Consider the following 24,964-nt stretch of genomic DNA (forward strand, 5'->3'; position numbering starts at 1 on the left):
CAAATTTTGACGACAAAATTACCAAAAAGAATCAGTTCGTTTTAACAAAATAGAATTAAAGATGAAGCTTTATCTATCACAAATCATTCAGCTACTTGATAAGGTAGAAAATGGACAAATTAAGGCTCTGTTGCTTTATGGTCCAGATAAAGGGTATATTGATAAAGTTTGTAAGACTTTAGTGAAGAAATTTGACTTACTAAAAACCTCTATAGAATATTCTGAAATTAAAAATCGATCGCTCGAGACGTTAGTTAATACCCAAAATTTCTTTATGCAAAAACAATTGATTATAGTAAGGTCAGTTGGCGAGTCTATAGATAAATCTTTAAAACTGGCTCTTGGTAAAGACTCATTGCATTTCTTAGTTTTTATTGCTGATGAATTATCAGCTGCTTCTAGTATACGTAAGTTTTTTGAAACTGAAACTTATTTGGCTTCTCTAGCTTGCTATCACGATGATGAACACAAAATTACTAAGATAATTTTACAAAAATGTAACAGTATTGGTAAGGTTATAAGTGAAGATACTGTTAACTATTTAACAGCTCGTTTAAAAGGTGACCATCAAACACTAGTTAATGAAATCAATAAGTTAATATATTTTACATTTGATAAAGATCAAATCACCTTGGATGACGCACTAGCTGTAGTTAGTGATGATTTTACAGGGAATGGGGATAATTTATGCGTTTATTTTTCCTCAGGAAATCTTGATAATTTTTTACAAGAATTTACCAAACTAAAACAACAAAATATTAATGAAGTGCTAATTATCAGAGCATTAATCAGGTATTATCTAAATCTATACACCGTATTGAATAAATTAGCAATGGGTGTTAATATAGATATGGCTATAAAATCACTATCTCCACCAATTTTCTATAAATATGTGCCAAGTTTTAAGCAAGCTCTAAATAAGGTTAACTTAGAAAATTGCATTAAAACATTGAAACATTTAGAGCAAGCAGAAATTGATTATAAGCTAAATCCAGCTGGCTTTGATATATATCAACAAGTTTATGTTAAAACATACTATAGTTAAGTCCATAGGATTAGGTGACAAAGAACATAACGATTGTAGATTGTCATTCCCGCATAGGCGGGAATCTAGATACCTGCTTTCGCAGGTATGACACAAAATTTGTATCACCTAATTCAATATGTTTCACTATAATTACGCGAATACGGGATAAGAATTGGCAAATTCTTATCCCAAATTCGGTAAAATTATATAATATATTCTCAAAATATGACGATAAATGTATATGAAAACTACCTTACCTAGCCGTTCTATGATAATTCAAGAAAAGCTTGATGAGATTGTAAAAGAAATCTTAGCAGTTGGAAAAGATAAGATAGCGATGATTATTTTATTTGGTTCTTATGCTAGGGGAGATTGGGTACAAGATGAATATAAAAAAGGACACATTACTTATAGTTATCAAAGTGATCTCGATCTTATGTTGGTGATGAAGAAAGGCAAACATGCCGGTCTTGCCGCCTTATGCATAGAAGATAAAATAGAAAAAAGGTTGGAAAAAAAATCATTAAGAAGTCCTTTTGAGTTATGGGTAACTTTGGTGCTAGAATCAATCAAGACGGTAAATAGTCAGTTAGAGAAGGGGCATTATTTCTTTTCTGATATAAAAAAAGAAGGAATTCTTTTATATGATAGTGGTGAGTTTCAGCTGGCGGAAGCTAAAAACTTACCCTGGGGAGAAAGAAGAGAGATAGCTAAAGAAGATTATGAATACTGGTTTGCAAGAGGCACAGGTTTTTTCTTGCTTGTAAATATCAACTAACAAGAAAAGACTTTGCTTTGTCTGCTTTTGAGTTACACCAAGCTACCGAAAGTTTTTATAATGCTATCCTGTTAGTCTTTTCTGGCTATAAACCTAAACTACACGATATAAGAAAATTAGGTAGTATAGCAGGAAATTACAATGAAGAATTATGGCAGCTATACTACTCATAAATGAAGAGTTGCAAAGATAGGAGAGATATTATAAAGTTTAGGACATTATGAGTAAGAATGTATTGACAGAAGAACAAAGAGAAAAGTTGAAGGAACGTCATAAGACAGAACGAGACGGACGCATACGTGATCGTATTAAGGCAGTTTTGATGTATGACGATGGGTATAGTAATGTAGAGATTGCTAAGGTACTACTCTTGAGCCACGAAGCGATAAGAAAACATATTGTTGATTATCAAAAAGCCAATAAGCTTAATACCGACAATGGGGGTAGTGCAAGCAAATTAAGTGATGGTGAGAAGACAGAATTAGTGACTCACCTAGAAGCAAATAATTATGTTTATGCGAAAGATATTATGCATCACATTGAGAACAAATATGGTGTGACATATACGATAACGGGAGTAACAAAATTACTATACAAACTGGGATTTGTTTACAAGAAGCCGAAAATAGTACCGGCTAAGCTGGATTTTGACAAGCAAGAATTATTTAAGTTAAACTACAGTTTGCTAAAAGGGAATCTCAGAGATAAGGAAGCTATATATTTTATGGATGGTGTTCATCCTCAGTATCAAGCAAGGGCAAGGTGTGGTTGGATAAGAAAGAACCAAGATAAAACCTTACCAACATTCAGTGGCTGGAAAAGAAAGCACATGATTGGTGCTATTAACCTAGCCGATTTGCAGTTAGTAAGTACAGAGAACCCCAAAATAAATGGGGAGCAGATAGTTAATTTTTTACAAAAGTTAGAAGAGGAGAATAGTGACAAGGAGAGAATATATTTAATCTGTGACAATGCTAGTTACCACAAATCCAAGAAAGTCAAGGAATACCTAGTAAATACGAAAATAGAGCTAGTATTTTTGCCATCATATAGTCCAAATCTGAACCCAATTGAGAGATTATGGAAGTTTATGCACCGTATTACAACTAATAATAAATTTTATCATAATTTTGAACAATTTTCGGAAGCAATAAACAAATTTTTTAGCAACATCGGTGATTATAAAGATAGGTTACGTACCTTAATAAACGATAATTTCCAAACTATTACCGTTAACCATTTCTGCAACTCTTCAGGTTAATTGAGTATATTACCTCATTCTAGCGTTGAGCAAAGGCAATGTTTTAGATTACTTGAACAGGCTTATATTGAAGCTCGCTATAACAAAGATTATAAGATAACTAAAGAACAGCTACTTTACCTTATTGATAGAGTAAAGAAGTTAAAAACAGTGACAAAAAAAATCTGTCTAGAAAGGATTCAGGGCAATTTAAAAGTCACGCTTTAAAGTTGAAAAACTGAAGCAATTTTAGGTAGATATGTGCTTACAAACGTCATTGCGAGAAGGTTGCTTGCTGCAACCGACGAAGCAATCCAGCAAAAATACGATAATTTATTTTTTTCGTTTCCCGGATTGCTTCGTCGGCACTTCACGCCTTCTCGCAATGACGTTTGATGTTCTTAATAATTACTTATTTCAACTCCAGAGTGTGACTTTTAAATTACCTTGAAAGGATTAGTGGAAAAGAAGTAACGTGATTTGGCTTAATCTTACTATAGTGAAGCCCATAGGATTAGGTGACAAAGAACATAACAATTGTAAATTGTCATTCCCGCGTAGGCGGGAATCTAGATACCTGCTTTCGCAGGTATGACACAAAATTTATATCACCTAATTCAATAGGTTTCACTATATAATAAAAACAAAGCAATTAAGAGCAGGAGAGTCTTTAAAGACTAAAAATAACTGAATTATCAGTGTTAAGTGAAGAGAATGATAATTTTTATCGATTAAATGTTAAATATTGCTTAGTGGGTGTATTAATTGTGATATAAGTAGTAATTAGAAGCTATTAAACACTAGACAGGGTAATTAAAAACCAAGGTAATTTAAAAGTCACAGTCATTAGTTGTTATAGATGCAAGTTTAACTACTACAGATGTCATCCCTGCGAAGGCAGGGATCTATATTACTTAATAGTCTTTTAGGCTGTTTTTTTAGATTCCTGACCGAAGCGGGAATGACATCGAGTACATATTAAGCACTTTTTCCCTTATCTATTAGCCTTACAACCAGACTTTTAAATTGCCCTGTTAAAAACCTACTTGCGGCTTTGAATGAAAAATAATAGACTAGTGCTATTAAACAAAAAAACGTGGAAAAGTGATGTATCCAACAGTACGATTAAGAAGAAATAGAAAAACGCGGTGGCTAAGAGAATTAGTAGCGGAGAATAGGCTTAGCGTAAATGATTTGGTGCTAGCATTATTTGTGGTTGAGGGCGAGAACCAGCGTCAAGAGATCAAAACTATGCCTGGCGTATATAGATTATCTATTGATCAAGTAGTGTTGACGGCTAGGCAAGCTTATGAAAATGGCATAAATGCTATAATACTCTTCCCTTGTATAGATGCAAAATTAAAAAGCGATAATGCTGATGAGGCATATAATCTAGACAATTTAATGTGTAGAACTATACGAAGTATAAAAAATGCCAATATCGATATTGGTATAATATGCGATGTTGCCCTAGATCCTTACACTACCCATGCACATGATGGTATTCTACATAATGGGGATGTAGATAATGATAAAACTGTTAAAGCTTTGTGCAACCAAGCTCTAGTTTTAGCAAAAGCTGGGGTAGATATTGTAGCACCATCTGATATGATGGATGGTAGGATTATGGGCATACGTCAAATACTAGATTCAGAAGGGTTTATTAACGTTAATATACTATCTTATGCGGCAAAATATGCTTCAAGTTTTTATGCCCCATTCAGAGATGCATTGAACAATAATAAGACAGCTTATCTAAATAAAGCGACCTACCAAATGGATGTACGTAATAGCAGGGAAGCTATGTTAGAGATAGAACATGATCTTGCCGAAGGTGCAGATATGATTATGATTAAACCTGGTATGATGTTTTTGGACGTCATAGCACAAGCGGCCAATAACTTTAATACTACTATATTTGCCTATCAGGTAAGTGGTGAATATTCTATGTTAAGATTTGCGGCAGATGCCAATGCCTTAAATTGGCAAGCAAGCATAATAGAATCATTATTATGTTTTAAGCGTGCTGGTGCTAGTAGCATTGTTACATACGCTGCATTAGAAGTAGCACAAATATTGAATGCATAACATCATCTAAGAGGTAATTTAAAAAATCACGATTAGTAGTTGATATAAACATAAGTTTAAATGCTCTTGATGTCATCCCAGCACCTTGGGATGTCACCTCTGCTAGGGTTAATGTTATTCCCGCGAAGGCGGGAATCTAGATCCCTGCCTTCGCAGGGATGACATAAAGGGAAGTAGGGATTGGAAGTCTGTTTTATAGTATCGTTTATCACAACTTCTTGAGGTTTATTTTTCTTTTTGCTCAAATTAACAACATTTTGGCTAACAATGTTTTGATACTGATCTTGATTTCTTTCTATTTTGATCCTTGCGGCTTTCATTTTTTTATCCTTGTTATATGATTTAAACCGTCATTGCGAGCGAACGTACGTGAGCGTGGCAATCCATGAAGCTTGTCATATAGATTGCTTCGTTGACCTACGGTCTCCTCGCTAATAGACGGAGTAACACGACAAAATTACCTGTCATATCTAGTTTTGCAAAAATATTTCTCTCTCTAATAATCGTCTTCTAACTAAACCTTTAAGCTTGATACCTCTAGCATAAACCCATTTAGGAAATTCATCGGCAGCCGATAAATATTCACCTCGTAGCAATTTTTGTCGTAAACTGGAAGCTTGAAATGCACCAGCTCCGCAGTTGAAGATAAATGATATCAAAGCCCCTTCTTGTGAGCAGTTTAATGGTACGCGACAATGTCGATAAATGGCATATTTGGCTTGTTCTATATCCTGCTCTAGCAAGTAGTTAGCGTGTTCTTGCGATATGCCATCAGACATTTGTTGTTGTTCGTACTCTTTGATCACATGCCCCCAGCCAATAGTTTTTAAACCAGCTGGGCAGTAATATGGTTGTAGTCTCAACCCTTCAAAGATTTTAATGATATATTCTGCTTTACTATTAGTAGTAATATTAGTAGCCATTAACCTTACCTGCTGCCGTTACCAAACCTTACCATTGCCACTACCATTGACATAGGTGTAACCACTGCCATTACCATAGAGATAACCTTTATTGTTACCATAACCATTCACTCTAGATCTGCCAAAAGCCCGATGACCAAACCAAAAACCAATAACTGCACAAAATATTCCTTGATCCTCACTACTCCATATGGTGTCTGATGCACCAAATTTTATGAAGATGGTTAATTTTAATGCTACATAGAGCAGAAAAAATATATAAGTAATCATTGGTCTAACAGTGGTAGCTAAAAAATCCACCCAATTATTATTGCTGTTATTGGCTATTTGCATGCCAGCATATTGGTACAGATATTTACTCTCATCATTATCAGCCTTAATTTGGATTTCCTCAAGTCTAGCACTATGACCAGTCTTTAAAGCTTTTAATTGTAAATCAATTAATTTAAGTTCATGTTCTTTGTCCTTCTTATCCTTAAGGAAATGCAAAATCTCCGGTATAAAACTACTGAAAAATCCTATAAAGGCACTTAATATCGCTATCATATAAATCTCTAAAAGTTATTAAATATTAGACCTATTGGGCAGTAATAGTACCATAACTATTACCGCCAATAGTCAGTTTCTTATTAACAAGATCAATAATAACCTCACCAGCAACATTGCTAATGTTAGCATAAGATTTCCAGCCTGATAGATTTGCTTTAACACCATCAAAAGACAAACTAGAGGTTGGTGCATTGACATTATATCTTACGGGATTTGATAAAACTATACTCCAAGTCTGAGAGGTCGCAACAGATTGTGCTTGAGTTTGTAAATTAGCGACTTGCGTAGTTAAACTACTAATCTGAGCTTGTTTTTGATTAACAACATTATCTCTTGCTCTTAGGCGTTCTTCTAAATCACCTATTTTGTTAAGCAAGTTTTCGGTTTCATCTTCTGCCGCAATATCTGATAGGTGTAAACTAGCTAGCGAGGTTAGGCTTTGGCTTAAATCTTTACTGCTCTCAAGACTAAGGCTATTTAGGTTGTCAGAACTATTAACATAGATGATGTATTTTAGCTCTCTAACATTATTAGTAATCCTGTTTATTAGGTTCTTCAGATTATCTCTACCAACTCGGCTACCTAAGTTCCAAGGCAGGACGATATAATTACCCTCATCCTCAGAACTCATGGCTATTTTGGTGAAAGGATGCTCAGTACCCAAATAAAAGCTTAGTGTAGCTTTAGAAAATGTTATAATTTCAGTGCCGCTCGCAGTTATTATGTGCAACTCTGCTTTTTCTACTTGATTTGGTATAAAAATCTTATCGCCTAAGTGAAATTTAGCGATATCCGGTAAATGATCACTATTACTTGCGTGAACATTTTTCATGATTTTTTTAAGATTTTCGATATCTTTTGACTTGTTAAATTTGACAACAATTCTTCGCATATAATCCCCTGTAGTATCTGTATTGTAGGGGAGTTATTATATCATAAAAAATCACAATTTGCATCAAGTTTTGTGATATTTTTACATCATATTTTCACTAATATAAGTTAAATTGTTTTTCAACTTAATTTGGCAAATATTTGTTACTCAAAAAGTATATAACAAAACGAAAAAACTGTTGCCTGTTAAAAGTTTTTATGTCAAAACACATTAAAGGAACTCTCTAAAATTAGGTAGGTAAAATGACTACTAAACGTTTGAAGCATGACCAAATTTTTCGCAAAGTAATGGAAAATCCACTAGTAGCACATGAATTCTTAAACGCTCATTTGCCTAAACATATTAAAGCTCTGATAGATTTTCCTAGTTTAAAATTTGAAAACACCAGTTTTATAGAGCAAAATCTAAGAGATTCTATCTCTGATGTGTTATTTTCTGCTAAGTTTGATGGTAAGGACGGTTATCTGTTTCTACTCATTGAGCATCAAAGTTCGGCTGATCATTTTATGGCATTCCGTTTGTTACGATATATGTTAAATATCTGTGATAGATATTTAACTGCAAATCCTAAGGCAAAGTCTTTGCCATTAATATATCCGCTAATATTTTTTAATGGTATAGGGGACTATAATGCCTCTCGTAATTTGTGGGAACTTTTTGAAGATAACCTACTAGCTAAAGAGATTTGGACAAATGATTATCAAATAGTTAATGTTAATGATATTCCTGATGAGCAGTTAAAGCAAAGGGTGTGGTCTGGGATATTTGAGTTTTTTGCAAAACATATAAGAGAACGCGATCTACTTAAAAGATGGCAAGAAATAGCCTATATGTTACCTGAACTAGTCAAGGTAAGTATTGGCTATAACTACATAGAGCTGCTACTATACTATACGTTGACAAGAATAAATAAAGAGGATAAACTAGAATTAGAAAAGCTATTAACAAGTAAGTTAAATCAGGAAACAGGTACAAGGCTTATGGGTAGTTTGGCACAACATTGGGAACAAATAGGAGAAGCTAGAGGAGAAGCTAAATTAATAAGAATGTTAATGAGTAAAGGAAGGTCTGTTAATGAAATCGCTACAATGACTGGCTTACCTATCAGTAAAATTAACGAGCTATTAAAAATGGATATTCAAGGAGAAAGTCCGGAATAATAGAAACAATAAAAAATGCTTCAGAGGAAGAGGAGCTATTTGGCAAGTAATCAATATTTGTTAAATTGAAACTATAAAATTCAATTTAGACTTTGTCATATAGTTGTATAATGCGAGAATCGTTATTTATTGTTTTTGGTTTACTAGAGAAAAAACATGAAGGTATAAAGCAACCTTTCTAAAAACGAGGACTCCACCGGCATTGTTGCAGTAGTTTTATTAATAAAGTGGACGGCTCTTAGCAAAATATATTTTTCTCTTTCATTTACAACAAAAGCAGCCTTTTCCTCAAAATACTTTTTGTTAAGCTTTTCGGGATTAAGCATATACCATTTTTGGTCTCGCTCAGATTCTTCCAATTTTTGATAGTCTTTAGGCTGGAGATCAAAAAAATCTGATTCTAATATCTCTGCTTTTGCGTATTCATAGAGTATTTGGATTCCTCTACCTACTTCTAAAAAACCAAACATAGTACTTATATTTTTAATTTCTTTAAGGAATAGAAAAATGATATCAACATTATTACAAGTAATAGGAAACTATTTTTTTAAGAGTTTTGCAAGCATAATATTGAACAAACAAATAAATGGAGCTATATATACATATACAACCCTTGTATTTTATTCATAATTCCTAATCAAAACCTCTTCTGCATTTTTCCTTGCATTAGCTCTACAATTAATACTTTTCAATTATTATGGGCATTCTTTTTTCTACCAATTCAAGTTATGACAGTCATGGAAACCACATAGAGCCGGCTGAAGATAGAATAAATTACGACCCTGTTTTTTGAAGCTCCACTGAAGCTCTGCTATCAAGTTCACAATTGAAGAAACAAAATTAATCCTCTACAATTTGAGATTGTGGTTGTGATAAGAGTTATGATCGGACTGCTCAATAGCGTCTTTAGTACCCGATTAGGAGCGTGACTTTGGAGGATGGTGGTTTGTACATTGATGGATCAGATATTGATACCTCGTTTGGAAGAGTATAATTTTTATCCCCCTCTGACTTGTAGCAGGTTCACAACGAAGATTAATGTGCAACTATGCTACAAGGAGGGTTTTATTATGAACAATGATGATAATACATTACAAGTTATCAATCCTAATGCAGCTGGAATTGATATAGGATCAAGGACACATTATGTTTGTGTTCCTCAAGATCGTGATAAAGAATATGTAAGAAAATTTAGCAGTTTTACTGATGACTTACATAAAATGGCAGATTGGCTAAAGAAATGCGGTGTTAAAACTATAGCTATGGAGTCAACTGGCGTGTATTGGATACCAGTATTTCAAATACTTGAACAAAGGGGATTTGAAGTGTATTTAGTGAATGCTAAATATGTAAAAAATGTTCCTGGTCGTAAAACGGATGTACAAGATTCTCAATGGCTACAAAAATTGCATAGTTGTGGTTTATTACATGCATCATTTAGACCTGAAGATAGCACTTGTAGGTTAAGAAGTTATATAAGGCAAAGAGAGTGTTTAGTTCAAAGCTCTACAACACATGTATTGCGGATGCAAAAAGTTTTAACTGAAATGAATATTCAGCTACGTAATGTAATTACTGACATTACAGGAATGACGGGTACAGCAATTATTAGTGCTATTATAAATGGAGAACGCGATCCAGTGAAATTGGCAAAACTGAGAGACCCCAAGGTTAAGAGTAGTGAAGAGACAATAGCTAAGTCGTTGCAAGGTAATTATCGTCAGGAAGATTTGTTTATATTAAAGCAGGAATTTGAATTATATACGTATTATTTACAAAAAATTGGAGAACTTGATATAGAAATAGAGAAATATTATAAAAGTTTTGAACCGAAGGGCAATGAAGTAATAAAAGATAATGCAAGAAAATCTAAACACAAACCTAAATTTAATCTTCAACAAGAACTATATAATATGACTGGTGTATTTATTAAGCCAATGATACCATCTTTACTCCGATTATCACCTTGTTAATCTCTTTGTCCTGTACTAAGGATTCAGTTAAGAGATTTCATCTGATTGTAGTAGATGAATTAGGCTATGTACCAATAAAAACTGAGGCTAGATTCCTGTTATTTGAGCTATTTGCTAAATTATATGAGCAGACTTCAGTGATCATTACTACCCATTTGAGATTTGAAGAATGGGGTGATATGTTTGGTAATGCTAAGGCAACAAAAGTAATTATCGATAGATTAACACATCATTGTCAAATCATAGAAACTGGTAATAAAAGTTTTAGAGGAGGGAAAGATGTAAATTAGTAAAGAGCAATATTGTGATAAAAAAATCATCAACTGAGTATAGTTAAATATTATCTGAATCTGAATTTTAATAATGGTTAAAATCTGATCAAAAAACTATAATTCATTTTATTTTTTAGTATGGTTTGCTGGGTCAATAGTTCGTTACAATTTACAGTTATAAAGAAACACCTCTACTAAATGATCTAATTGAAAGAGCAAAAATCGCACTACATTTTTACACGGAAAATTGTATTATCCATAAGCATTCTACTTCGCAAGATAGGATGGTATGGAATATGTTTGTAATGATGGCTCAAAATTACGTTGACAGTCTTAAAGATAACGTAAACCGTGCTATTGCCCAAAAACTACGCCAAGGAGAGTGGGTCAGTACTGCTCCCATTGGTTACTTGCATGTAACAAGTGGCAATAGTAGAGATCGAGGTAAGGGGAAAATAATAGTTGATCCTGACCGTGGTCCTTTAAAAAATATTTGAAACATATGCTAAAGGCAGTTATACTCTACCTGAGATACTAAAGAAAACCAAAGAATGGGGATTATATAATTCAAGAGGTAATCAAGGTTATTTATGCCTCTCTCATCTTTATTCTATTATTACAAATCCATTTTATTACGGAGTAATGCGAGTCCTAAAAACTAAAAAAGAATACCCGCATATTTATTCACCAATCATTAGTAAGGAGTTATTTGATGCTTGTCAAGCAGTATGCCTTAGTTGGAATAAAAAACCGTTTAAATATGGAGAAAAAGAATATATATTTAGAGGATTGATAAAATGTGCTGTTACTGGTCGAGTGGTTACTGCTGCTACTAAAAAGAAAACCTACATTAATGGTCAGATTGGAGAATGGACATATTTACGAACTTGGGATTCCACTAACTCTAGTAGGGCAATATACGTAAAAGAAGAAACAATATTAGAAGAAGTAGAAAAAGTCTTTGAATCTATGCATTTGAAACCACAGATGTTAGCTAATGTGATATCACATATTAAAAGCGGTGCCAATGCGGAGCAAGAATATTATCAACAACGTATTAAGGAACTTAATTGTGAACATGCGAAGATTACGACACGTGCGGATAAATTGACTGATTTATTTTTAGATGGTGATATTGACAAAAATACTTATGAAGAAAAACATAAACAATTAATACAAAAACGTAAAGATATCGTGAGAGCAATAGAAAGCCATAATAATGCTGATGATAAATTTTCAGAACTCCTGATTAACCTAGTAGAACTGGCTTCTGGAGCGTTCGTAGCCTTCAAAGGTTCTACTATTGAGAGAAAACGTAAATTGATAAATTTAGTGTTTGGTAACCTAGAATTAAAAGACGGAAAGCTAGACTTTATACTACGTCCACCGTTTGACGCATTCGTAAAATGTACTAAAATCGAAGAATGGCTATGCTAAGAGCATTAGAACTTATAGCTCGATATATACCAAGTTTATCATATAAAAACTTGATAATTATTTTAATAGTACCACTAACTATGGCTTTATATTGTACAATTTCTTTTCTTACACACGATAAAACACCTAATCTAACACTATGGAGTTGGCATAGATCAGATGACTTATTATTTATTGATAATAATACAGCCATTGCATCCTTAATAGCTACCATCTATATAGACCTAGATAAGATAAAAATTATACCAAGAACAAATACTCTTACAACCCCAGCTAATAGTTTTATTATCCCAGTTTTTCGTTTAGAAATGAAAGCAAAAGGAAAACTAAACGCAAAAAGTTTAACTGATTTAAGCAATATTATTTTATCTGCATCTAAACCTAGACAATTGATACAATTAGATTTTGATGCCACTTACAATCAAAGAAAAATTTACTCTCAACTAATTGAAACATTAGTAAAAAACAATAGAAAAATTTCTATTACTGCCTTATCTTCATGGTGTATGTTTGATAATTGGATAGATAAACTTTCAATAGAATATGCCGTGCCAATGGTGTATCAAGGTAGAAGAGAAAATCAAGATATAAGACGAGTAAAAAAATTTTTTACTGATAATAAAAATTGGCGTAGCAAAAAATGTCAAAATTATATTGGTCTTATGACAGATGATGTTATTATTGTACCAACAAACTTTAATATCTTTTTATTTAATAAAGATAAATGGAATAAAGAAACATATTATAAAATAACAAAAAATATTCAATCATGAAATCTAAAAACACACCAATTAAATTGATTTATGCAGGAACTCTAACATTAATTACCTTTTTCATGCATATTAGCTTAGCTTGTATGAGTTCAATCGAAATAAGGTCTTTTCCTCATGAAGAAGATCATTTTGATATTACTCTACCTTTAAAACAAGAAGGAGTGTTCAACAGCTTTGCTAGAGGTTCCATAGCAATATTGCCTGACAGGACTAATTTACTAGGACTAATTCTAGCATATCGTTATTTATCAAATAATCCACTTACTACAGAAAACCTAGATAATTTATCTAAACCAATAAATAAAGGAATTGACTCAAAAAATATATGGCAGGAAAATAGCTATAAAATAGTGGATGAGAAAAACAATTTTTCATCATATAAATCAGTTAGCAACGAAGAAAATCAGGTGCAAACTAGTTTCTATTTTGAGAATTGCTTGAACAACGCTTTTGCCTTTGCTGTAGAATTATTTAATGATAAAAGCAAGAAATATAATGATTCTCAAATAAAACAATGGGTATCTAACCAAAACAAAGTATTTAATAACTGTGATCAGAACGTATTAATATTACCTACTCTTTTGTCAGAAAATGCAACAAAAGAAGAATTAGATGATTATAACTACCAACTTGCTTCAGCTTATTTTTATGCTATGCATTATGATACTAGTAGTGAATTATTTACCAAAATCTCAGAGAGTGATTCGCAATATAAAGATTTAGCTCTTTATTTAATATTTCGTTCTCTTTTTAGACAAATAAAATACCAAAATAAAGATAATAATGATTTTTTTGCATTATATAAAAAATTACAGCCTGTAATTAATACATCACCTTTTAAAACTGAAATAGATAAATTATTAAAATATTTTCTAATCAAACAAGATATAAATAAAGAAGTAACACAACTCACTGAAGAATTAATCTCCAAAGAGATAAGTTCAGAAGGTTATAATGATTTTAGATATTTAGTATCAGATTATAACGATTGTATACTCGATGAAAATCAACAATTGCGTTGTTGTTGTCCAAGACCTGCGGTGCTCACGTACTAATGTACGCTGTGCTCCTCGGCTTGGACACTCCTAGCACTTGTTGATTTTGATCTTCGTCTACCAACTCTTCATTTACGAGCAGTATACTATAAAATATGGTTTTATTACTAGCCACCCATTTTTAGAATGGGCAAATTATTTTTATACTGAAAATAATTTTTTAAATATATATAAAAAATGGCAAAACTATAATTCATTACCTTGGCTGATACTATCTTTAAAAAAGATCAAATTATCAGATATTAAATCGCAGGAAGCTCAAGAAGTTATCAAAAAAGCACAAGAAATTACTGAAAATACACAAGGGTACATATTAACTCAATATTATTTAGCCAAACTTGCCTTATCTGAAAAAAATTACAAACTATTGGATAATATTACAGCAAAAGTTTTAAAAATCCCTAATTTAACACCTTATGAAGTAAATTTATTCCATTATTTACGTTCCTATACCGCCAAAAATTATCAGGAATATTTAACTTATATAGTACAACCTGTACTATATAATATCTATAATAATTTATATCAAGAGGATTCATCAGAAAAAATTATGGATGTAATAGAACAAAGCAACAATCTAATTGAAAATGTCCCTACTAAAATGCTTACTGAAGCCCTAGATTGTAATATACCAGAATGGTTAAAGAAACGCCTAATTAGTAGTGCTTGGACACGCTATATATTATTGGGACAAATGTCACAAGCAGAAAATATATCTTCTCTTTTGGTAAAATTAAATCCAGAATTAAATGATCTTATTAATGGATTTTTATCTGAGAAAAATTTAGAAGTTAAACAGAAATTAGCTCACATGATTATAATGAGTTCTCCTGGTTTAAATATATTTATCAAACCATATTTATGGCGCAACAATTTTTATTATCAAAAAAATCTAAATTTAACAGAATTGAGTATGAATAGTGAGAATTGGTGGGATGACCAGGATCTAGAAAATTTTGATCTAAATAATTATGGGGAATTTTTAACAAAAGAAGCTAAAGAACTAGCTAAAAAAGAATGGTCTTTTTTCAAGACAAATCTTTCTAATAAAGCGGATTATTTTTGTCATTCAAGTATTGATAGTTACAATAAATTTAAAAATAAGAGTTTTATCCCTGAAATGCTGCATCTGTGTGTAAAAATGACCAAGAGAAGTTATAATGCCCCAAAATCATCTTATGAAGCTTTTATTATATTGCATAGATATTATAAAAATAATAAATATACTCTATTAACTCCTTATCATTATTATGTAAAGCCAAAATAAAGTCGAGTACCCCATTTCCAGTTACATGTATTAATTGATACGGAGGAAGACCATTCAAAAGTAGGGGTAAAGCTAAATTGTGCTAAAAATATATTACAAAATGAATCTATAACACCTGAAACATATTTTACCCTATTTGATGTAACTGATAAATTGCTTTTATATGTCTGACAATACTAAGATTTACCAATTTAAAGTACATCTTAAAGATATAAGTCCAATGATTTGGCGTAGATTTCTATTCAAATTTAGCTTTGCCCCTACTTTTGAAGGGTCTCCTTATTCAACAAAAACGCTTATTTGTTGTTAATCAATAATATTTTTTATTTATATAAAATACAGATAAAAATATTTAATTTTTGTTTATTAGATATAAATAACGTTAATTCGGGATAAGGACGTTGTGGATATGCATATTAAAGTCAAGTTTTGTTGAAGGCTTATTTTTCTTTAGTGAATAAGCGATAAGGGTTGATAATATGTGTACAAAAGCATTTATAGCAGACCTATGCCTTGTATGCTCAAGATTCATTTTATTCTTTAGAAAATCAAAAACTGTCTCGATTAAATTTCGCTTTCGAAGTAAGATTTTCTCTTTTAAATCCATTAATTTATTTGCCATATTCTTCTTAATTCCATGAATCATTTTTAATCCTCTTTCGTATAAATTTAAGAACAAATTTTGCTTGATGTAACCTTTATCAGCAGCCATAATTCCAGTCAATCCTTTTGTTAATTCCAGTACGGGAACTCTATCATCTACATTGCCCTTGGTCACTTTTAATGCCATAAGCTCTCCTTTATTGTTAATTATCAAATGTAATTTAAATCCATAAAAATAGCCCATAGAGGATTTGCTATGTTTGGCTAATCCTTTGAAAACTTTATTACTGGAACGCCTTTTATTATGACATGCTTTAATTGTTGTAGCGTCAATAAAATAAACACCTGTTTCTTGACCAAATAATAAATGAATCAAAATATTTAATGGCATGAATAATCTAGGTGTTAATTCAATAAACCGGTTATAACTTAAGGCTTTAGGGAAATCATCCTTATGTAGATGTTCCATATAAATTTTGTAGAAAAATTTAAAGTTCTTGGCATAAGATGTATGATACATAATTATTATGGTTAACATCTCACTTAAACTCATACTACAAGGACGATTCCTCTGCTTATTTGATGGTAATAATTTTCTTTTTTCATATTCAAGATAAATTTTACAAAAATCATCTATGAAACTGTATAATTCTGTGATATCTTTTTTCATGCCTGTGTTTATTTATTTCTTTTCAAATAAACTATTTAGCACAGGCTTAAAATCCTTGCAACCCCTATTATATATCAACTATTCTCTCTTACCTTATCCCGAATTAACGTAAATAGGTAAAAGTAGATGTTTCTAATATCTTTTTCTTCCCAGTTAAAGGATACTTTATTTCTTTTTTCAAATATTAAATATAAGGTTAACTCTTTACTAGAAAAATCTGATTATACTGAAGTAGTATGTGAAGTAATTAAAAATGGGGCAGATATAAAATTTAAATTAAAAGACATTTTTCAAGAAAATAAGCTACAATTTTTTAATTCTAACGATATAATATTATTGTCTAAAGCATATTCAAAAAAGAAACCTCTCGTGCCGGAGCTAAGCAGTAATAAAAAGTATTATAATCTTCTAACTGTAACATTTGTAGTATGCCTATTGTTATCAAATATTGCTGAAATAAAAATGTGTGATTTTTTTGGTTATACGATAGGGGCTGGTACAATAATTTTTCCATTATTATATATTTTAAATGATGTTTTAACAGAGGTTTACGGATTTTTAGCCGCTAGAAGAGCAATATGGTTAGCACTCTGTTTTAACATAATATTTAGTATTTTCTTATATATTATTGCTTTATTACCTGCCTCACAATATTGGCAAGATCAGCAAGCATTTGAGACAATTTTTTATATATCACCACGGATAGTTACAGCTTCAGTTTTAAGTTACTTTATTGGTGAATTGATCAATGCAATAATAATAGCTTCATTAAAAATAAAATTCAATGGACGAATGTTTGCTTTAAGAGCTATTTTGAGTACTTTTATTGGTGCATTTATAGAAAGTACAATATTTGGTTATATTGCTTTTTTTGGCAGAATTCCATCAGCAGAATTAATGAAAATGATATATTTATTGACTGTTATAAAAGTACTTTATGAGATATTAACATTACCTATAACAGTTAAATTTGTTGCTTTTCTAAAAAGAGCAGATAGAAGTGATGTTTTTGAAAAACCATCTTTTAAACAGTTGATACCAAATTTTTTGAAGTAATTTATAAAATTGTAAATATAAACGTATTGTTAAATTATGACTCTAGTAGATTATAGAAATAATGCCTCTTTGTACGCTGAGTACTATTCTCGTTTGTCTATAAGTGGAACGCAGTTTTTAGCATTTAGGGATATACCACAATTAATAAAGCAGTATGTATTAGGTACTACCACTTTGGATTATGGTAGTGGTGCAGGGAAATCATCATTATATTTAAAATCACTTGGCCTGAATGTTGATGGTGTTGATATTAACGAAGATATGATAAATCGTGCTAAAGATTTAGATCCTATAGGAAAATATAAAGTTATTAACAGTGCTGAGATACCAATTCAGGATAAGTATTATGATTTAGTCTTTTCAAGTTGGGTATTAATGGAGGTTAGTAGTAAACAAGAGCTACTTAAAATTACTCAAGAAGTTGCTAGGATATTAAAAGTAGGTGGTACTTTTATAACTGTTTTGTGTAATAAGGATACTTACAATAATGATTGGTTATCAGAAAATACTCAGTTTGAGGAAAATAAAGGCTTAAATAGTGGTTCTATTGTTAAAATACGGTTTAAAGAAATTGACTTAACTATATATGACTATTTTTGGAGTGATGAAGATTATTGTGAAGTAATAACTAAGGCTGGATTAACTATAGTACACACTCATAACCCAATTGGTAAAGATTCAGATGGATATGCTTGGGTAAATGAAAAAGAGAAATCTCCATGTACTATATACATAGCTAAAAAACTTACTGAGGTTTCCTAAAGTATACTAGGGCGTGTCATCAATTAAGTTGACAGGAGTGTTTGTTTGTTGTGTAATAGAGAGAAAATTAAGGATAAATCTTCTCTATGCGTCGATATGCTCTACGTGACGATCAATGGGATCGGATTAAAGATAACCTACCTGGAAGGAAAGAGTCTGTTGGTGTAACAGCCAAGGATAATCGCCTATTTGTAGAAGCAGTCTTGTATCGATATAGGGCTGGTATATACTGCTCGTAAATGAAGAGTTGGTAGACGAAGATCAAAATCAACAAGTGCTAGGAGTGTCCAAGCCGAGGAGCACAGCGTACATTAGTACGTGAGCACCGCAGGTCTTGGACAACAACAACGCAATTGTTGATTTTCATCGAGTATACCTTGGAGAGACCTACCTGAACGTTTTGGAGATTTTCGAGTGATTCACCTACGTCATTCAAGGTGGAGCAAGACAGGTGTGTGGAAAAAGGTTTTTGAGATGCTGGCTGAAGATGCTGATAACGAGTATGCCATGATTGATTCAACCATTGTTAGGGCTCATCAACATAGTGCCGGTGCTAAAAAAAAGAGTTAGATGATGACCAAGCAATTGGACGAGGTAAAGGGGGGCTGAGTACTAAAATCCATGCCACATGTGACGCTCTAGGGAATCCAACGGGATTCCATCTTACCCCGGGTCAAGCTCATGATTTGCAAGGATCTGATGTTTTGATGAATGAATTGACGAAAGCGGATGCTGTACTTGCTGATAAGGCTTATGATGCCGATGTACGTATGCGAGATAAGCTGAAAGATAAGGGATGTATAGCTGTGATTCCCCCAAAGAAGAATCGTGTGAATCCAGCTAAGTATGATAAGGATCTATATAAAGCTAGGCATTTGATTGAGAACTTTTTTGCAAAATTGAAGCAATATAGAGCTATTGCAACACGATATGACAAAACATCTCAGAACTTTTTGGGTGCTGTTTATATGGCTTCCATGGTAATTTGGCTCAATTGATGACACACCCTAGAAAAGAGGAGTTTAAGCAAATAACAATTATACCAAGAGTTAAACAAGCAATCCAATGAAGCACAAGATAATTTTGTAGAACAATTAGATGCACAGGTTAGTCGGCAATTAACAACTTTGAAGAATTAGCCTTCAAATTTTGACAATAAAATTACTAAAAATTATTCCATTTGTAACATTCTTATAGTTTCTTTACCGTACTTTTTTTGGCGGTTGTTAGTGTCAATTCCCAAATTAAGTTTATAAGATAGCTTTTTGCATAATATCATTAAGTCTTTTTGCAAATCCGCCAGTATCATTGACTGGCTCACCTTCTACAATACAGGCTTGGTCATACATTAATCTAACCAATTCTTCATTAGCATAGTCCTTATTATTTGAGATTACATCAGCGTTAATTTTCTCAATAATTTTATGCTTAGGGTTTAGCTCAAATATTTTAGCAGAGGCTGCTATTAATTGTTTTCGTTCAATTAAGAACCTTTCCATACGAATATCCATAGCTCCGTCTCCAACGGCGAGACAAGCTGGGCTTGAAGTAAGTTTTTTAGAAATCCTTACATCTTTTACTAAATCACCTAATATTTCTTTAAAATATTCCGTTAATTTTATATATTCATCATTTTCGTCTTTTACATCTTCTATTTTCTGCTTAGATTTCTCTAAATCAATATCACTTCTAGTAACTGATTTAATGGCATAACTCTTGTAGCTACTATTGACATTAACCCAAAAATCATCAACTGTATCAGTAAAAAGAAGTACATCTATGTTTTTACTTAAAAATCCTTCTATTTGAGGACTAGACAGTAATTTTGCTGGATCATCACCACTAAGATAATATATAGTGTCTTGCCCTTCTTTAAAGTTGCTAATATAGTCATCAAGGCTAATCATCTTATTTAAAAGGCTGCTGCTAAATATACATGTTTCAAGTAATTTGTCATGATCACTAGTTGCTTCACACAGTCCTTCTTTTAAAGCAGCTCCAAAATTGGACCAAAATTTGCTGTATTCCTCTATAGATTCGTCTTTTTTCTTTTTAAGTTCACTCAAGACTCTTTTAGTTATAGCTGCTTTAATCTTTTCTAAAGTACTATTATGCTGCAAAGATTCACGACTAATATTTAGAGGTAAATCTTCTGAATCTACTACTCCTCTTAAAAATCTTAGGTAAGAAGGTATTAAATCTATATTTTCATCAGAAATAAAAACTCTTTTGATGTATAATTTTACTCTTCTTTTACGGTCAGGGTGGAATAAATCAAAAGTCTTGGTTGACGGAATAAATAACAAATTAGTAAATTCAACTGTACCCTCATTTTTATTATGAATAGTTAACCAAGGATCATCAAGTGAATAAGACAGAGTTTTATAAAATTCTTTATATTGCTCAAAAGTCAAATCAGATTTAGGTCTTGTCCACAATGCTGAAGCTGAATTAAGCTGTATTTCATTAGCAGTTGACTCATCAATAAAATATATAGGTATGGCTATATGATCAGAATAACTTTTAACTATATGCTTCAATCTAAAATGATCAATATAACTATCTTCATCTTGCTTGACGTGAATAACTACCTCAGTTCCCCTTGTAAAATCATGGTCTAGATCATCTACAGTATATTCTCCAAGACCATCTGACTGCCAAACATAAGATTTTGTTTCTCCTGCTTTTCTTGAGGTAACGGTGATGCTATCAGCAATCATAAAAGCTGAATAAAACCCAACCCCGAACTGTCCTATTAACATACTGTCTTTTTTAGCATCTCCAGACAGATTGTTTAAGAAATTTCCTGTACCAGACCTTGCGATAGTTCCTAGATTATCAATCAAATCTTCTCGGTTCATACCAATACCGTTATCTCTAACAATAATCTGCCTTTTATCTTTATCAATTCTGACAGTAATTTTAAAGTGAGGATCATCTGCAATAAGCTTTGCGTCACTTTGTGATAAATATCTTAATCTATCACAAGCATCAGAAGAATTAGATATTAATTCACGCATAAAAATCTCTTTATTACTATAAAGAGAATGAATCATTAAGTTTAAAATCTTACCAACTTCAGCGTCAAACTTCTTTTTTTCTTGGGTCATATAAGTCCTATAAAATACTATACTTCGATGTTATGTATATAATGCTTTAAATGTAAATTTAAATAGTCTAATTCAATATTTTTTATTGCTAAGAGTTTTAAACTATTAGAGTGACCTAATATTATCTCAAAATTATTTTTACAAATTTTCCATTTTTTGGATAAAAAATTGACAATAGCATCGTTAGCCTTACCATCCTCTGGAACTGCTTTTATAGATAATTTTAGATGATATTGATTATTAATTATGACAAACTCGCCTATCTTATTTGTCTTTGCGTTAGCTTTAACCTTAAGAGCAATAATGGCTAATTTCTTATTGGGGTTATAGTTAAAAATCTTACTCATTATATTGCATTATCAACTTATTTTATAGTCCCATTATATTATCTATTCTTTCCCAAGGAAAATCTTGATCTTCCCGTCCAAAATGCCCATATGATGCTGTTTTAAGATAAATTGGATTATATAAAGATAGTTTTTTTATAATACCGCCTGGGCTTAAATCAAAATTATTCTTTATTAATTCAATTATTGCTGATTCACTCATTTTGCTAGTCCCAAACGTTTCAATACTTATAGACACTGGCTGGGCAACTCCAATAGCATAAGAAATTTGAATCTCACAACGCTGTGCAACACCTGCTGCTACAATATTTTTTGCTATATATCTTGCTGCATAAGATGCAGATCTATCGATTTTTGTTGGATCCTTACCAGAAAAACATCCGCCACCGTGGCGTGCCATTCCGCCATAAGTATCAACTATTATTTTTCTTCCTGTAAGTCCACAGTCTCCTAAAGGCCCTCCAATTACGAACCTTCCTGTTGGGTTCACAAGATATTTAGTATTTTTATCAATCCATTCATCTGGTAACACAGGCTTAATGATTTCTTCAATTACTGCTTCTACTAAATCAGCATGAGAAATATCAGGGTGATGCTGCGTAGAAAGCACAACGGTGTCTATACCAACTGGTTTATTCTCAACATATTTAAAAGTGACTTGGCTTTTAGCATCTGGTCTTAACCAAGGCAAGATGCCCTTTTTTCTGAGTTCAGCTTGTCTCATAACTAATTTATGAGCATAGATAATTGGTGCAGGCATAAATGTAGGAGTCTCATTCGTTGCGTACCCAAACACCAAACCTTGATCACCAGCACCTATTTCATGATCTTCACGATTATCTACACCTAATGCAATATCCGGAGATTGATTGCTTATTGAAGTAATCACACTACAAGAGTCTGCGTCAAAACCTATATCAGAGCTAGTATAGCCTATCTTTCTTATAATATTGCGTACTATTTGATCAATGTTAACCCAAGCATCTGTTGTAATTTCTCCAGCTATAAATACTAGTCCAGTTTTTATAAGTGTTTCGCATGCTACCCGACTCTTTTTTGGATCCTCTTTAAGAATTGCATCCAGTATAGAATCTGAAATTTGGTCAGCCATCTTATCTGGATGTCCCTCAGAGACAGACTCAGAAGTAAATAAATGATAATTCGTCATAATATTATTTCCTAAATTTAGTATTGAGCATTAAGGAGTTATAGAGTATGTATTACAAATTGTGAAGTTTAAGTATATAATACCCCAATTTGGGATAAGAAATAGTTAATTCTTATCCCAAATTGGCTTTAATGTAAGGAAAAATGCATTCTTAAAGCGGCTAACGCGAATGCATTTTAAACCTTTCTAAAGCTAAAAACATGATTTTAAAAGATTAAAATCATGTTTTTAGCAAAATATTAATTTAACAATCAGATGCAGAGCCGTCTCAAATCTGATTGCCTTGTTGTTGTTTATCAACTCTTCATTTGCAAGAAGTATATATTTTTTTATGAATTTGTTTATTACTATTTTAATTATGGAAGTTTTAGCTGGGGCTGAAGTGGATTTATTTGTCCCTAGTTTTCCAGATTTACAAGATAGCTTTAATCTTTCTACTTTTAAGGTCGAATTCTTACTAGGAATAAATCTCATAGCCCACTGTGTTACTTCCTTGATAGTAGGAAATTTAGGGGACAGGTTTGGCAGGAAGTTAATTATCATTATAGGTCTTATAATATTTATTGTTGGTAGTAGCTTTTGTACTTTTGCTCTCAATTATTACATGTTACTATCTGGTAGGTTTCTGCAAGGGGTAGGTATATCTGGGGTAGCAGTATTAGGCTATGTAGTACTGGCTGATTTATATTCGGTTAAGCAACAACAAAGAATGATGGGAGCTTTAAATGGTGCAATTAGTTTAGCCATGGCTTTTGCACCGGTAGTAGGAAGTTATGTAAATTTTTTGCTTAGTTGGCGAGGTAATTTTGCTATACTGTTAATATTCGGGCTATTTTGTTTAATAATCGGTGTATTATTTATCCCAAAAGGACAGGTAAATTATAATGTTAAAATATCCCTAAAAGAGTATGGCTTGGTCTTTAAATCGAGAAAAGCTATTTATTATATAATAACCTCATTAATGCTTTTTCAAGCTTATTGGGTTTTTATTGGTATCGCTCCCATCTTGTACATGCGAGATCTAGGGTGTGTCATCAATTGAGCCAAATTACCATGGAAGCCATATAAACAGCACCCAAAAAGTTCTGAGATGTTTTGTCAAATCGTGTTGCAATAGCTCTATATTGCTTCAATTTTGCAAAAAAGTTCTCAATCAAATGCCTAGCTTTATAGAGGTCTTTATCATAATTAGCTGGATTCACACGATTCTTCTTTGGGGGAATCACAGCTATACATCCCTTATCTTTCAGCTTATCTCGCATACGTGCATCGGCATCATAAGCCTTATCAGCAAGTACAGCATCCGCTTTCGTCAATTCATTCATCAAAACATCAGATCCTTGCAAATCATGAGCTTGACCCGGGGTAAGATGGAATCCCGTTGGATTCCCTAGAGCGTCACATGTGGCATGGATTTTAGTACTCAGCCCCCCTTTACCTCGTCCAATTGCTTGGTCATCATCTAACTCTTTTTTTTAGCACCGGCACTATGTTGATGAGCCCTAACAATGGTTGAATCAATCATGGCATACTCGTTATCAGCATCTTCAGCCAGCATCTCAAAAACCTTTTTCCACACACCTGTCTTGCTCCACCTTGAATGACGTAGGTGAATCACTCGAAAATCTCCAAAACGTTCAGATAGGTCTCTCCAAGGTATACCAGCCCTATATCGATACAAGACTGCTTCTACAAATAGGCGATTATCCTTGGCTGTTACACCAACAGACTCTTTCCTTCCAGGTAGGTTATCTTTAATCCGATCCCATTGATCGTCACGTAGAGCATATCGACGCATAGAGAAGATTTATCCT

26 protein-coding genes and 2 pseudogenes are annotated in these 24,964 nt (G+C 32.4%); 18 read left to right on the forward strand and 10 right to left on the reverse strand.

What is annotated here, in order from left to right:
• Positions 1 to 61: 61 nt before the first annotated feature.
• The 5 genes from holA to hemB all read left to right on the forward strand — a co-directional run bounded on the left by holA (position 62) and on the right by hemB (position 5,133).
• Positions 62 to 1,045, forward strand: coding sequence for a DNA polymerase III subunit delta (gene holA, locus AAGD29_RS01010; RefSeq protein ID WP_341758173.1), 984 nt, complete (start codon positions 62 to 64; stop codon positions 1,043 to 1,045).
• A gap of 223 nt (positions 1,046 to 1,268) precedes the next feature.
• Positions 1,269 to 1,805: a nucleotidyltransferase domain-containing protein gene (locus AAGD29_RS01015; RefSeq protein ID WP_341758174.1), complete on the forward strand. Its 537-nt coding sequence runs from the start codon at positions 1,269 to 1,271 to the stop codon at positions 1,803 to 1,805.
• Between the two features lie 220 nt (positions 1,806 to 2,025).
• A complete protein-coding gene (locus AAGD29_RS01020; protein ID WP_341757979.1) occupies positions 2,026 to 3,066 on the forward strand; it encodes an IS630 family transposase in 1,041 nt (346 codons plus the stop codon).
• Positions 3,067 to 3,273, forward strand: a complete 207-nt coding sequence (locus tag AAGD29_RS01025) for a HEPN domain-containing protein (RefSeq protein ID WP_341758175.1) — start codon at positions 3,067 to 3,069, stop codon at positions 3,271 to 3,273.
• A gap of 879 nt (positions 3,274 to 4,152) precedes the next feature.
• Positions 4,153 to 5,133 (forward strand): porphobilinogen synthase, encoded by a 981-nt coding sequence (gene hemB, locus AAGD29_RS01030; protein WP_341758176.1) that lies wholly within the window; start codon positions 4,153 to 4,155, stop codon positions 5,131 to 5,133.
• A gap of 56 nt (positions 5,134 to 5,189) precedes the next feature.
• Here hemB and AAGD29_RS01035 read toward each other — a convergent pair whose 3' ends face one another.
• From AAGD29_RS01035 to AAGD29_RS01050, 4 genes are all read right to left on the reverse strand, one after another.
• Positions 5,190 to 5,453: a hypothetical protein gene (locus AAGD29_RS01035; RefSeq protein ID WP_341758177.1), complete on the reverse strand. Its 264-nt coding sequence runs from the start codon at positions 5,451 to 5,453 to the stop codon at positions 5,190 to 5,192.
• Positions 5,454 to 5,603: 150 nt separating this feature from the next.
• On the reverse strand, positions 5,604 to 6,056 hold the full coding sequence (locus AAGD29_RS01040; RefSeq protein ID WP_341758178.1) for a lysozyme: 453 nt from the start codon (positions 6,054 to 6,056) through the stop codon (positions 5,604 to 5,606).
• Between the two features lie 18 nt (positions 6,057 to 6,074).
• On the reverse strand, positions 6,075 to 6,602 hold the full coding sequence (locus tag AAGD29_RS01045; RefSeq protein ID WP_341758179.1) for a hypothetical protein: 528 nt from the start codon (positions 6,600 to 6,602) through the stop codon (positions 6,075 to 6,077).
• A 31-nt stretch (positions 6,603 to 6,633) separates the two neighbouring features.
• Complete coding sequence (locus AAGD29_RS01050) at positions 6,634 to 7,497, reverse strand: hypothetical protein (RefSeq protein ID WP_341758180.1); 864 nt, start codon at positions 7,495 to 7,497, stop codon at positions 6,634 to 6,636.
• Positions 7,498 to 7,739: 242 nt separating this feature from the next.
• Between AAGD29_RS01050 and AAGD29_RS01055 the strand changes: the two genes are divergently transcribed.
• Entirely contained in the window at positions 7,740 to 8,657 is a 918-nt protein-coding gene (locus AAGD29_RS01055) for an Rpn family recombination-promoting nuclease/putative transposase (protein ID WP_341758181.1), read from the forward strand.
• Positions 8,658 to 8,800: 143 nt separating this feature from the next.
• Here AAGD29_RS01055 and AAGD29_RS01060 read toward each other — a convergent pair whose 3' ends face one another.
• Positions 8,801 to 9,127 carry a hypothetical protein gene (locus tag AAGD29_RS01060; RefSeq protein ID WP_341758182.1) on the reverse strand — a complete coding sequence of 109 codons (327 nt, stop codon included), beginning with the start codon at positions 9,125 to 9,127 and terminating at the stop codon, positions 8,801 to 8,803.
• 600 nt (positions 9,128 to 9,727) lie between these two features.
• Here AAGD29_RS01060 and AAGD29_RS01065 point away from each other — a divergent pair.
• From AAGD29_RS01065 to AAGD29_RS01095, 7 genes are all read left to right on the forward strand, one after another.
• Positions 9,728 to 10,630: an IS110 family transposase gene (locus AAGD29_RS01065; protein ID WP_410521160.1), complete on the forward strand. Its 903-nt coding sequence runs from the start codon at positions 9,728 to 9,730 to the stop codon at positions 10,628 to 10,630.
• 5 nt (positions 10,631 to 10,635) lie between these two features.
• The gene (locus AAGD29_RS01070; protein ID WP_341758183.1) at positions 10,636 to 10,920 is read left to right on the forward strand and encodes an ATP-binding protein; all 285 of its coding nucleotides are present in this window, start codon (positions 10,636 to 10,638) and stop codon (positions 10,918 to 10,920) included.
• Between the two features lie 290 nt (positions 10,921 to 11,210).
• Positions 11,211 to 11,399 carry a hypothetical protein gene (locus AAGD29_RS01075; protein ID WP_341758184.1) on the forward strand — a complete coding sequence of 63 codons (189 nt, stop codon included), beginning with the start codon at positions 11,211 to 11,213 and terminating at the stop codon, positions 11,397 to 11,399.
• A 34-nt stretch (positions 11,400 to 11,433) separates the two neighbouring features.
• Positions 11,434 to 12,339: a recombinase family protein gene (locus tag AAGD29_RS01080; RefSeq protein ID WP_341758810.1), complete on the forward strand. Its 906-nt coding sequence runs from the start codon at positions 11,434 to 11,436 to the stop codon at positions 12,337 to 12,339.
• Complete coding sequence (locus AAGD29_RS01085; protein ID WP_341758185.1) at positions 12,333 to 13,112, forward strand: hypothetical protein; 780 nt, start codon at positions 12,333 to 12,335, stop codon at positions 13,110 to 13,112. The genes AAGD29_RS01080 and AAGD29_RS01085 overlap by 7 nt, the downstream gene beginning before the upstream one ends.
• An 83-nt stretch (positions 13,113 to 13,195) precedes the next feature.
• Complete coding sequence (locus tag AAGD29_RS01090; protein ID WP_341758186.1) at positions 13,196 to 14,167, forward strand: hypothetical protein; 972 nt, start codon at positions 13,196 to 13,198, stop codon at positions 14,165 to 14,167.
• Positions 14,168 to 14,204: 37 nt separating this feature from the next.
• The gene (locus AAGD29_RS01095) at positions 14,205 to 15,434 is read left to right on the forward strand and encodes a hypothetical protein (RefSeq protein ID WP_341758187.1); all 1,230 of its coding nucleotides are present in this window, start codon (positions 14,205 to 14,207) and stop codon (positions 15,432 to 15,434) included.
• A gap of 382 nt (positions 15,435 to 15,816) precedes the next feature.
• Here the strand turns inward: AAGD29_RS01095 and AAGD29_RS01100 are convergent, their stop codons facing one another.
• Complete coding sequence (locus tag AAGD29_RS01100) at positions 15,817 to 16,707, reverse strand: IS982 family transposase (protein ID WP_341758188.1); 891 nt, start codon at positions 16,705 to 16,707, stop codon at positions 15,817 to 15,819.
• 126 nt (positions 16,708 to 16,833) lie between these two features.
• Between AAGD29_RS01100 and AAGD29_RS01105 the strand changes: the two genes are divergently transcribed.
• From AAGD29_RS01105 to AAGD29_RS01120, 4 genes and pseudogenes are all read left to right on the forward strand, one after another.
• Positions 16,834 to 17,763, forward strand: a complete 930-nt coding sequence (locus AAGD29_RS01105) for a queuosine precursor transporter (protein ID WP_341758189.1) — start codon at positions 16,834 to 16,836, stop codon at positions 17,761 to 17,763.
• Positions 17,764 to 17,799: 36 nt separating this feature from the next.
• Entirely contained in the window at positions 17,800 to 18,525 is a 726-nt protein-coding gene (locus AAGD29_RS01110; RefSeq protein ID WP_341758190.1) for a class I SAM-dependent methyltransferase, read from the forward strand.
• 86 nt (positions 18,526 to 18,611) lie between these two features.
• Positions 18,612 to 18,764: a transposase gene (locus AAGD29_RS01115; protein WP_410521161.1), complete on the forward strand. Its 153-nt coding sequence runs from the start codon at positions 18,612 to 18,614 to the stop codon at positions 18,762 to 18,764.
• 121 nt (positions 18,765 to 18,885) lie between these two features.
• A pseudogene (locus AAGD29_RS01120) lies at positions 18,886 to 19,523 on the forward strand (IS5 family transposase); the annotation flags it as partial.
• A gap of 252 nt (positions 19,524 to 19,775) precedes the next feature.
• Here the strand turns inward: AAGD29_RS01120 and htpG are convergent.
• Genes htpG through metK form a run of 3 tightly spaced genes read right to left on the reverse strand, consistent with a single transcriptional unit; the run spans position 19,776 to position 23,150 of the window.
• Positions 19,776 to 21,635, reverse strand: coding sequence for a molecular chaperone HtpG (htpG, locus tag AAGD29_RS01125; protein ID WP_341758191.1), 1,860 nt, complete (start codon positions 21,633 to 21,635; stop codon positions 19,776 to 19,778).
• Positions 21,636 to 21,652: 17 nt separating this feature from the next.
• On the reverse strand, positions 21,653 to 21,982 hold the full coding sequence (locus AAGD29_RS01130) for a DUF167 family protein (RefSeq protein ID WP_341758192.1): 330 nt from the start codon (positions 21,980 to 21,982) through the stop codon (positions 21,653 to 21,655).
• Between the two features lie 22 nt (positions 21,983 to 22,004).
• The gene (metK, locus tag AAGD29_RS01135) at positions 22,005 to 23,150 is read right to left on the reverse strand and encodes a methionine adenosyltransferase (RefSeq protein ID WP_341758193.1); all 1,146 of its coding nucleotides are present in this window, start codon (positions 23,148 to 23,150) and stop codon (positions 22,005 to 22,007) included.
• A 331-nt stretch (positions 23,151 to 23,481) separates the two neighbouring features.
• On the opposite strand from metK, the pseudogene AAGD29_RS01140 reads away from it, so the two are divergent.
• Positions 23,482 to 24,186, forward strand: a pseudogene (locus AAGD29_RS01140) (MFS transporter); the annotation flags it as partial.
• Here AAGD29_RS01140 and AAGD29_RS01145 read toward each other — a convergent pair.
• Positions 24,185 to 24,948, reverse strand: a protein-coding gene (locus tag AAGD29_RS01145) for an IS5 family transposase (protein ID WP_341758194.1) whose coding sequence is annotated in 2 segments (ribosomal slippage) — positions 24,185 to 24,613 and positions 24,616 to 24,948 — 762 coding nt in all. Because the reading frame shifts where the segments join, the coding sequence is not laid out codon by codon here. The pseudogene AAGD29_RS01140 and the gene AAGD29_RS01145 overlap by 2 nt on opposite strands.
• Between the last annotated feature and the right edge of the window lie 16 nt (positions 24,949 to 24,964).

Origin of the sequence: Candidatus Tisiphia endosymbiont of Ditula angustiorana (genome assembly GCF_964026425.1) — a bacterium.
Lineage (GTDB): Bacteria > Pseudomonadota > Alphaproteobacteria > Rickettsiales > Rickettsiaceae > Tisiphia.

Coding starts and splice junctions, on each gene's coding strand:
- htpG (WP_341758191.1), bottom strand. CDS start 21,635: ATGACCCAAGAAAAAAAGAAGTTTGACGCTGAAGTTGGTAAGATTTTA.
- AAGD29_RS01040 (WP_341758178.1), bottom strand. CDS start 6,056: ATGGCTACTAATATTACTACTAATAGTAAAGCAGAATATATCATTAAA.
- AAGD29_RS01015 (WP_341758174.1), top strand. CDS start 1,269: ATGAAAACTACCTTACCTAGCCGTTCTATGATAATTCAAGAAAAGCTT.
- AAGD29_RS01100 (WP_341758188.1), bottom strand. CDS start 16,707: ATGAAAAAAGATATCACAGAATTATACAGTTTCATAGATGATTTTTGT.
- AAGD29_RS01130 (WP_341758192.1), bottom strand. CDS start 21,982: ATGAGTAAGATTTTTAACTATAACCCCAATAAGAAATTAGCCATTATT.
- AAGD29_RS01055 (WP_341758181.1), top strand. CDS start 7,740: ATGACTACTAAACGTTTGAAGCATGACCAAATTTTTCGCAAAGTAATG.
- AAGD29_RS01045 (WP_341758179.1), bottom strand. CDS start 6,602: ATGATAGCGATATTAAGTGCCTTTATAGGATTTTTCAGTAGTTTTATA.
- AAGD29_RS01085 (WP_341758185.1), top strand. CDS start 12,333: ATGCTAAGAGCATTAGAACTTATAGCTCGATATATACCAAGTTTATCA.
- AAGD29_RS01035 (WP_341758177.1), bottom strand. CDS start 5,453: ATGAAAGCCGCAAGGATCAAAATAGAAAGAAATCAAGATCAGTATCAA.
- hemB (WP_341758176.1), top strand. CDS start 4,153: ATGTATCCAACAGTACGATTAAGAAGAAATAGAAAAACGCGGTGGCTA.
- AAGD29_RS01065 (WP_410521160.1), top strand. CDS start 9,728: ATGAACAATGATGATAATACATTACAAGTTATCAATCCTAATGCAGCT.
- metK (WP_341758193.1), bottom strand. CDS start 23,150: ATGACGAATTATCATTTATTTACTTCTGAGTCTGTCTCTGAGGGACAT.
- AAGD29_RS01090 (WP_341758186.1), top strand. CDS start 13,196: ATGAGTTCAATCGAAATAAGGTCTTTTCCTCATGAAGAAGATCATTTT.
- AAGD29_RS01050 (WP_341758180.1), bottom strand. CDS start 7,497: ATGCGAAGAATTGTTGTCAAATTTAACAAGTCAAAAGATATCGAAAAT.
- AAGD29_RS01110 (WP_341758190.1), top strand. CDS start 17,800: ATGACTCTAGTAGATTATAGAAATAATGCCTCTTTGTACGCTGAGTAC.
- AAGD29_RS01105 (WP_341758189.1), top strand. CDS start 16,834: ATGTTTCTAATATCTTTTTCTTCCCAGTTAAAGGATACTTTATTTCTT.
- holA (WP_341758173.1), top strand. CDS start 62: ATGAAGCTTTATCTATCACAAATCATTCAGCTACTTGATAAGGTAGAA.
- AAGD29_RS01020 (WP_341757979.1), top strand. CDS start 2,026: ATGAGTAAGAATGTATTGACAGAAGAACAAAGAGAAAAGTTGAAGGAA.
- AAGD29_RS01115 (WP_410521161.1), top strand. CDS start 18,612: ATGCGTCGATATGCTCTACGTGACGATCAATGGGATCGGATTAAAGAT.
- AAGD29_RS01075 (WP_341758184.1), top strand. CDS start 11,211: ATGGCTCAAAATTACGTTGACAGTCTTAAAGATAACGTAAACCGTGCT.
- AAGD29_RS01060 (WP_341758182.1), bottom strand. CDS start 9,127: ATGTTTGGTTTTTTAGAAGTAGGTAGAGGAATCCAAATACTCTATGAA.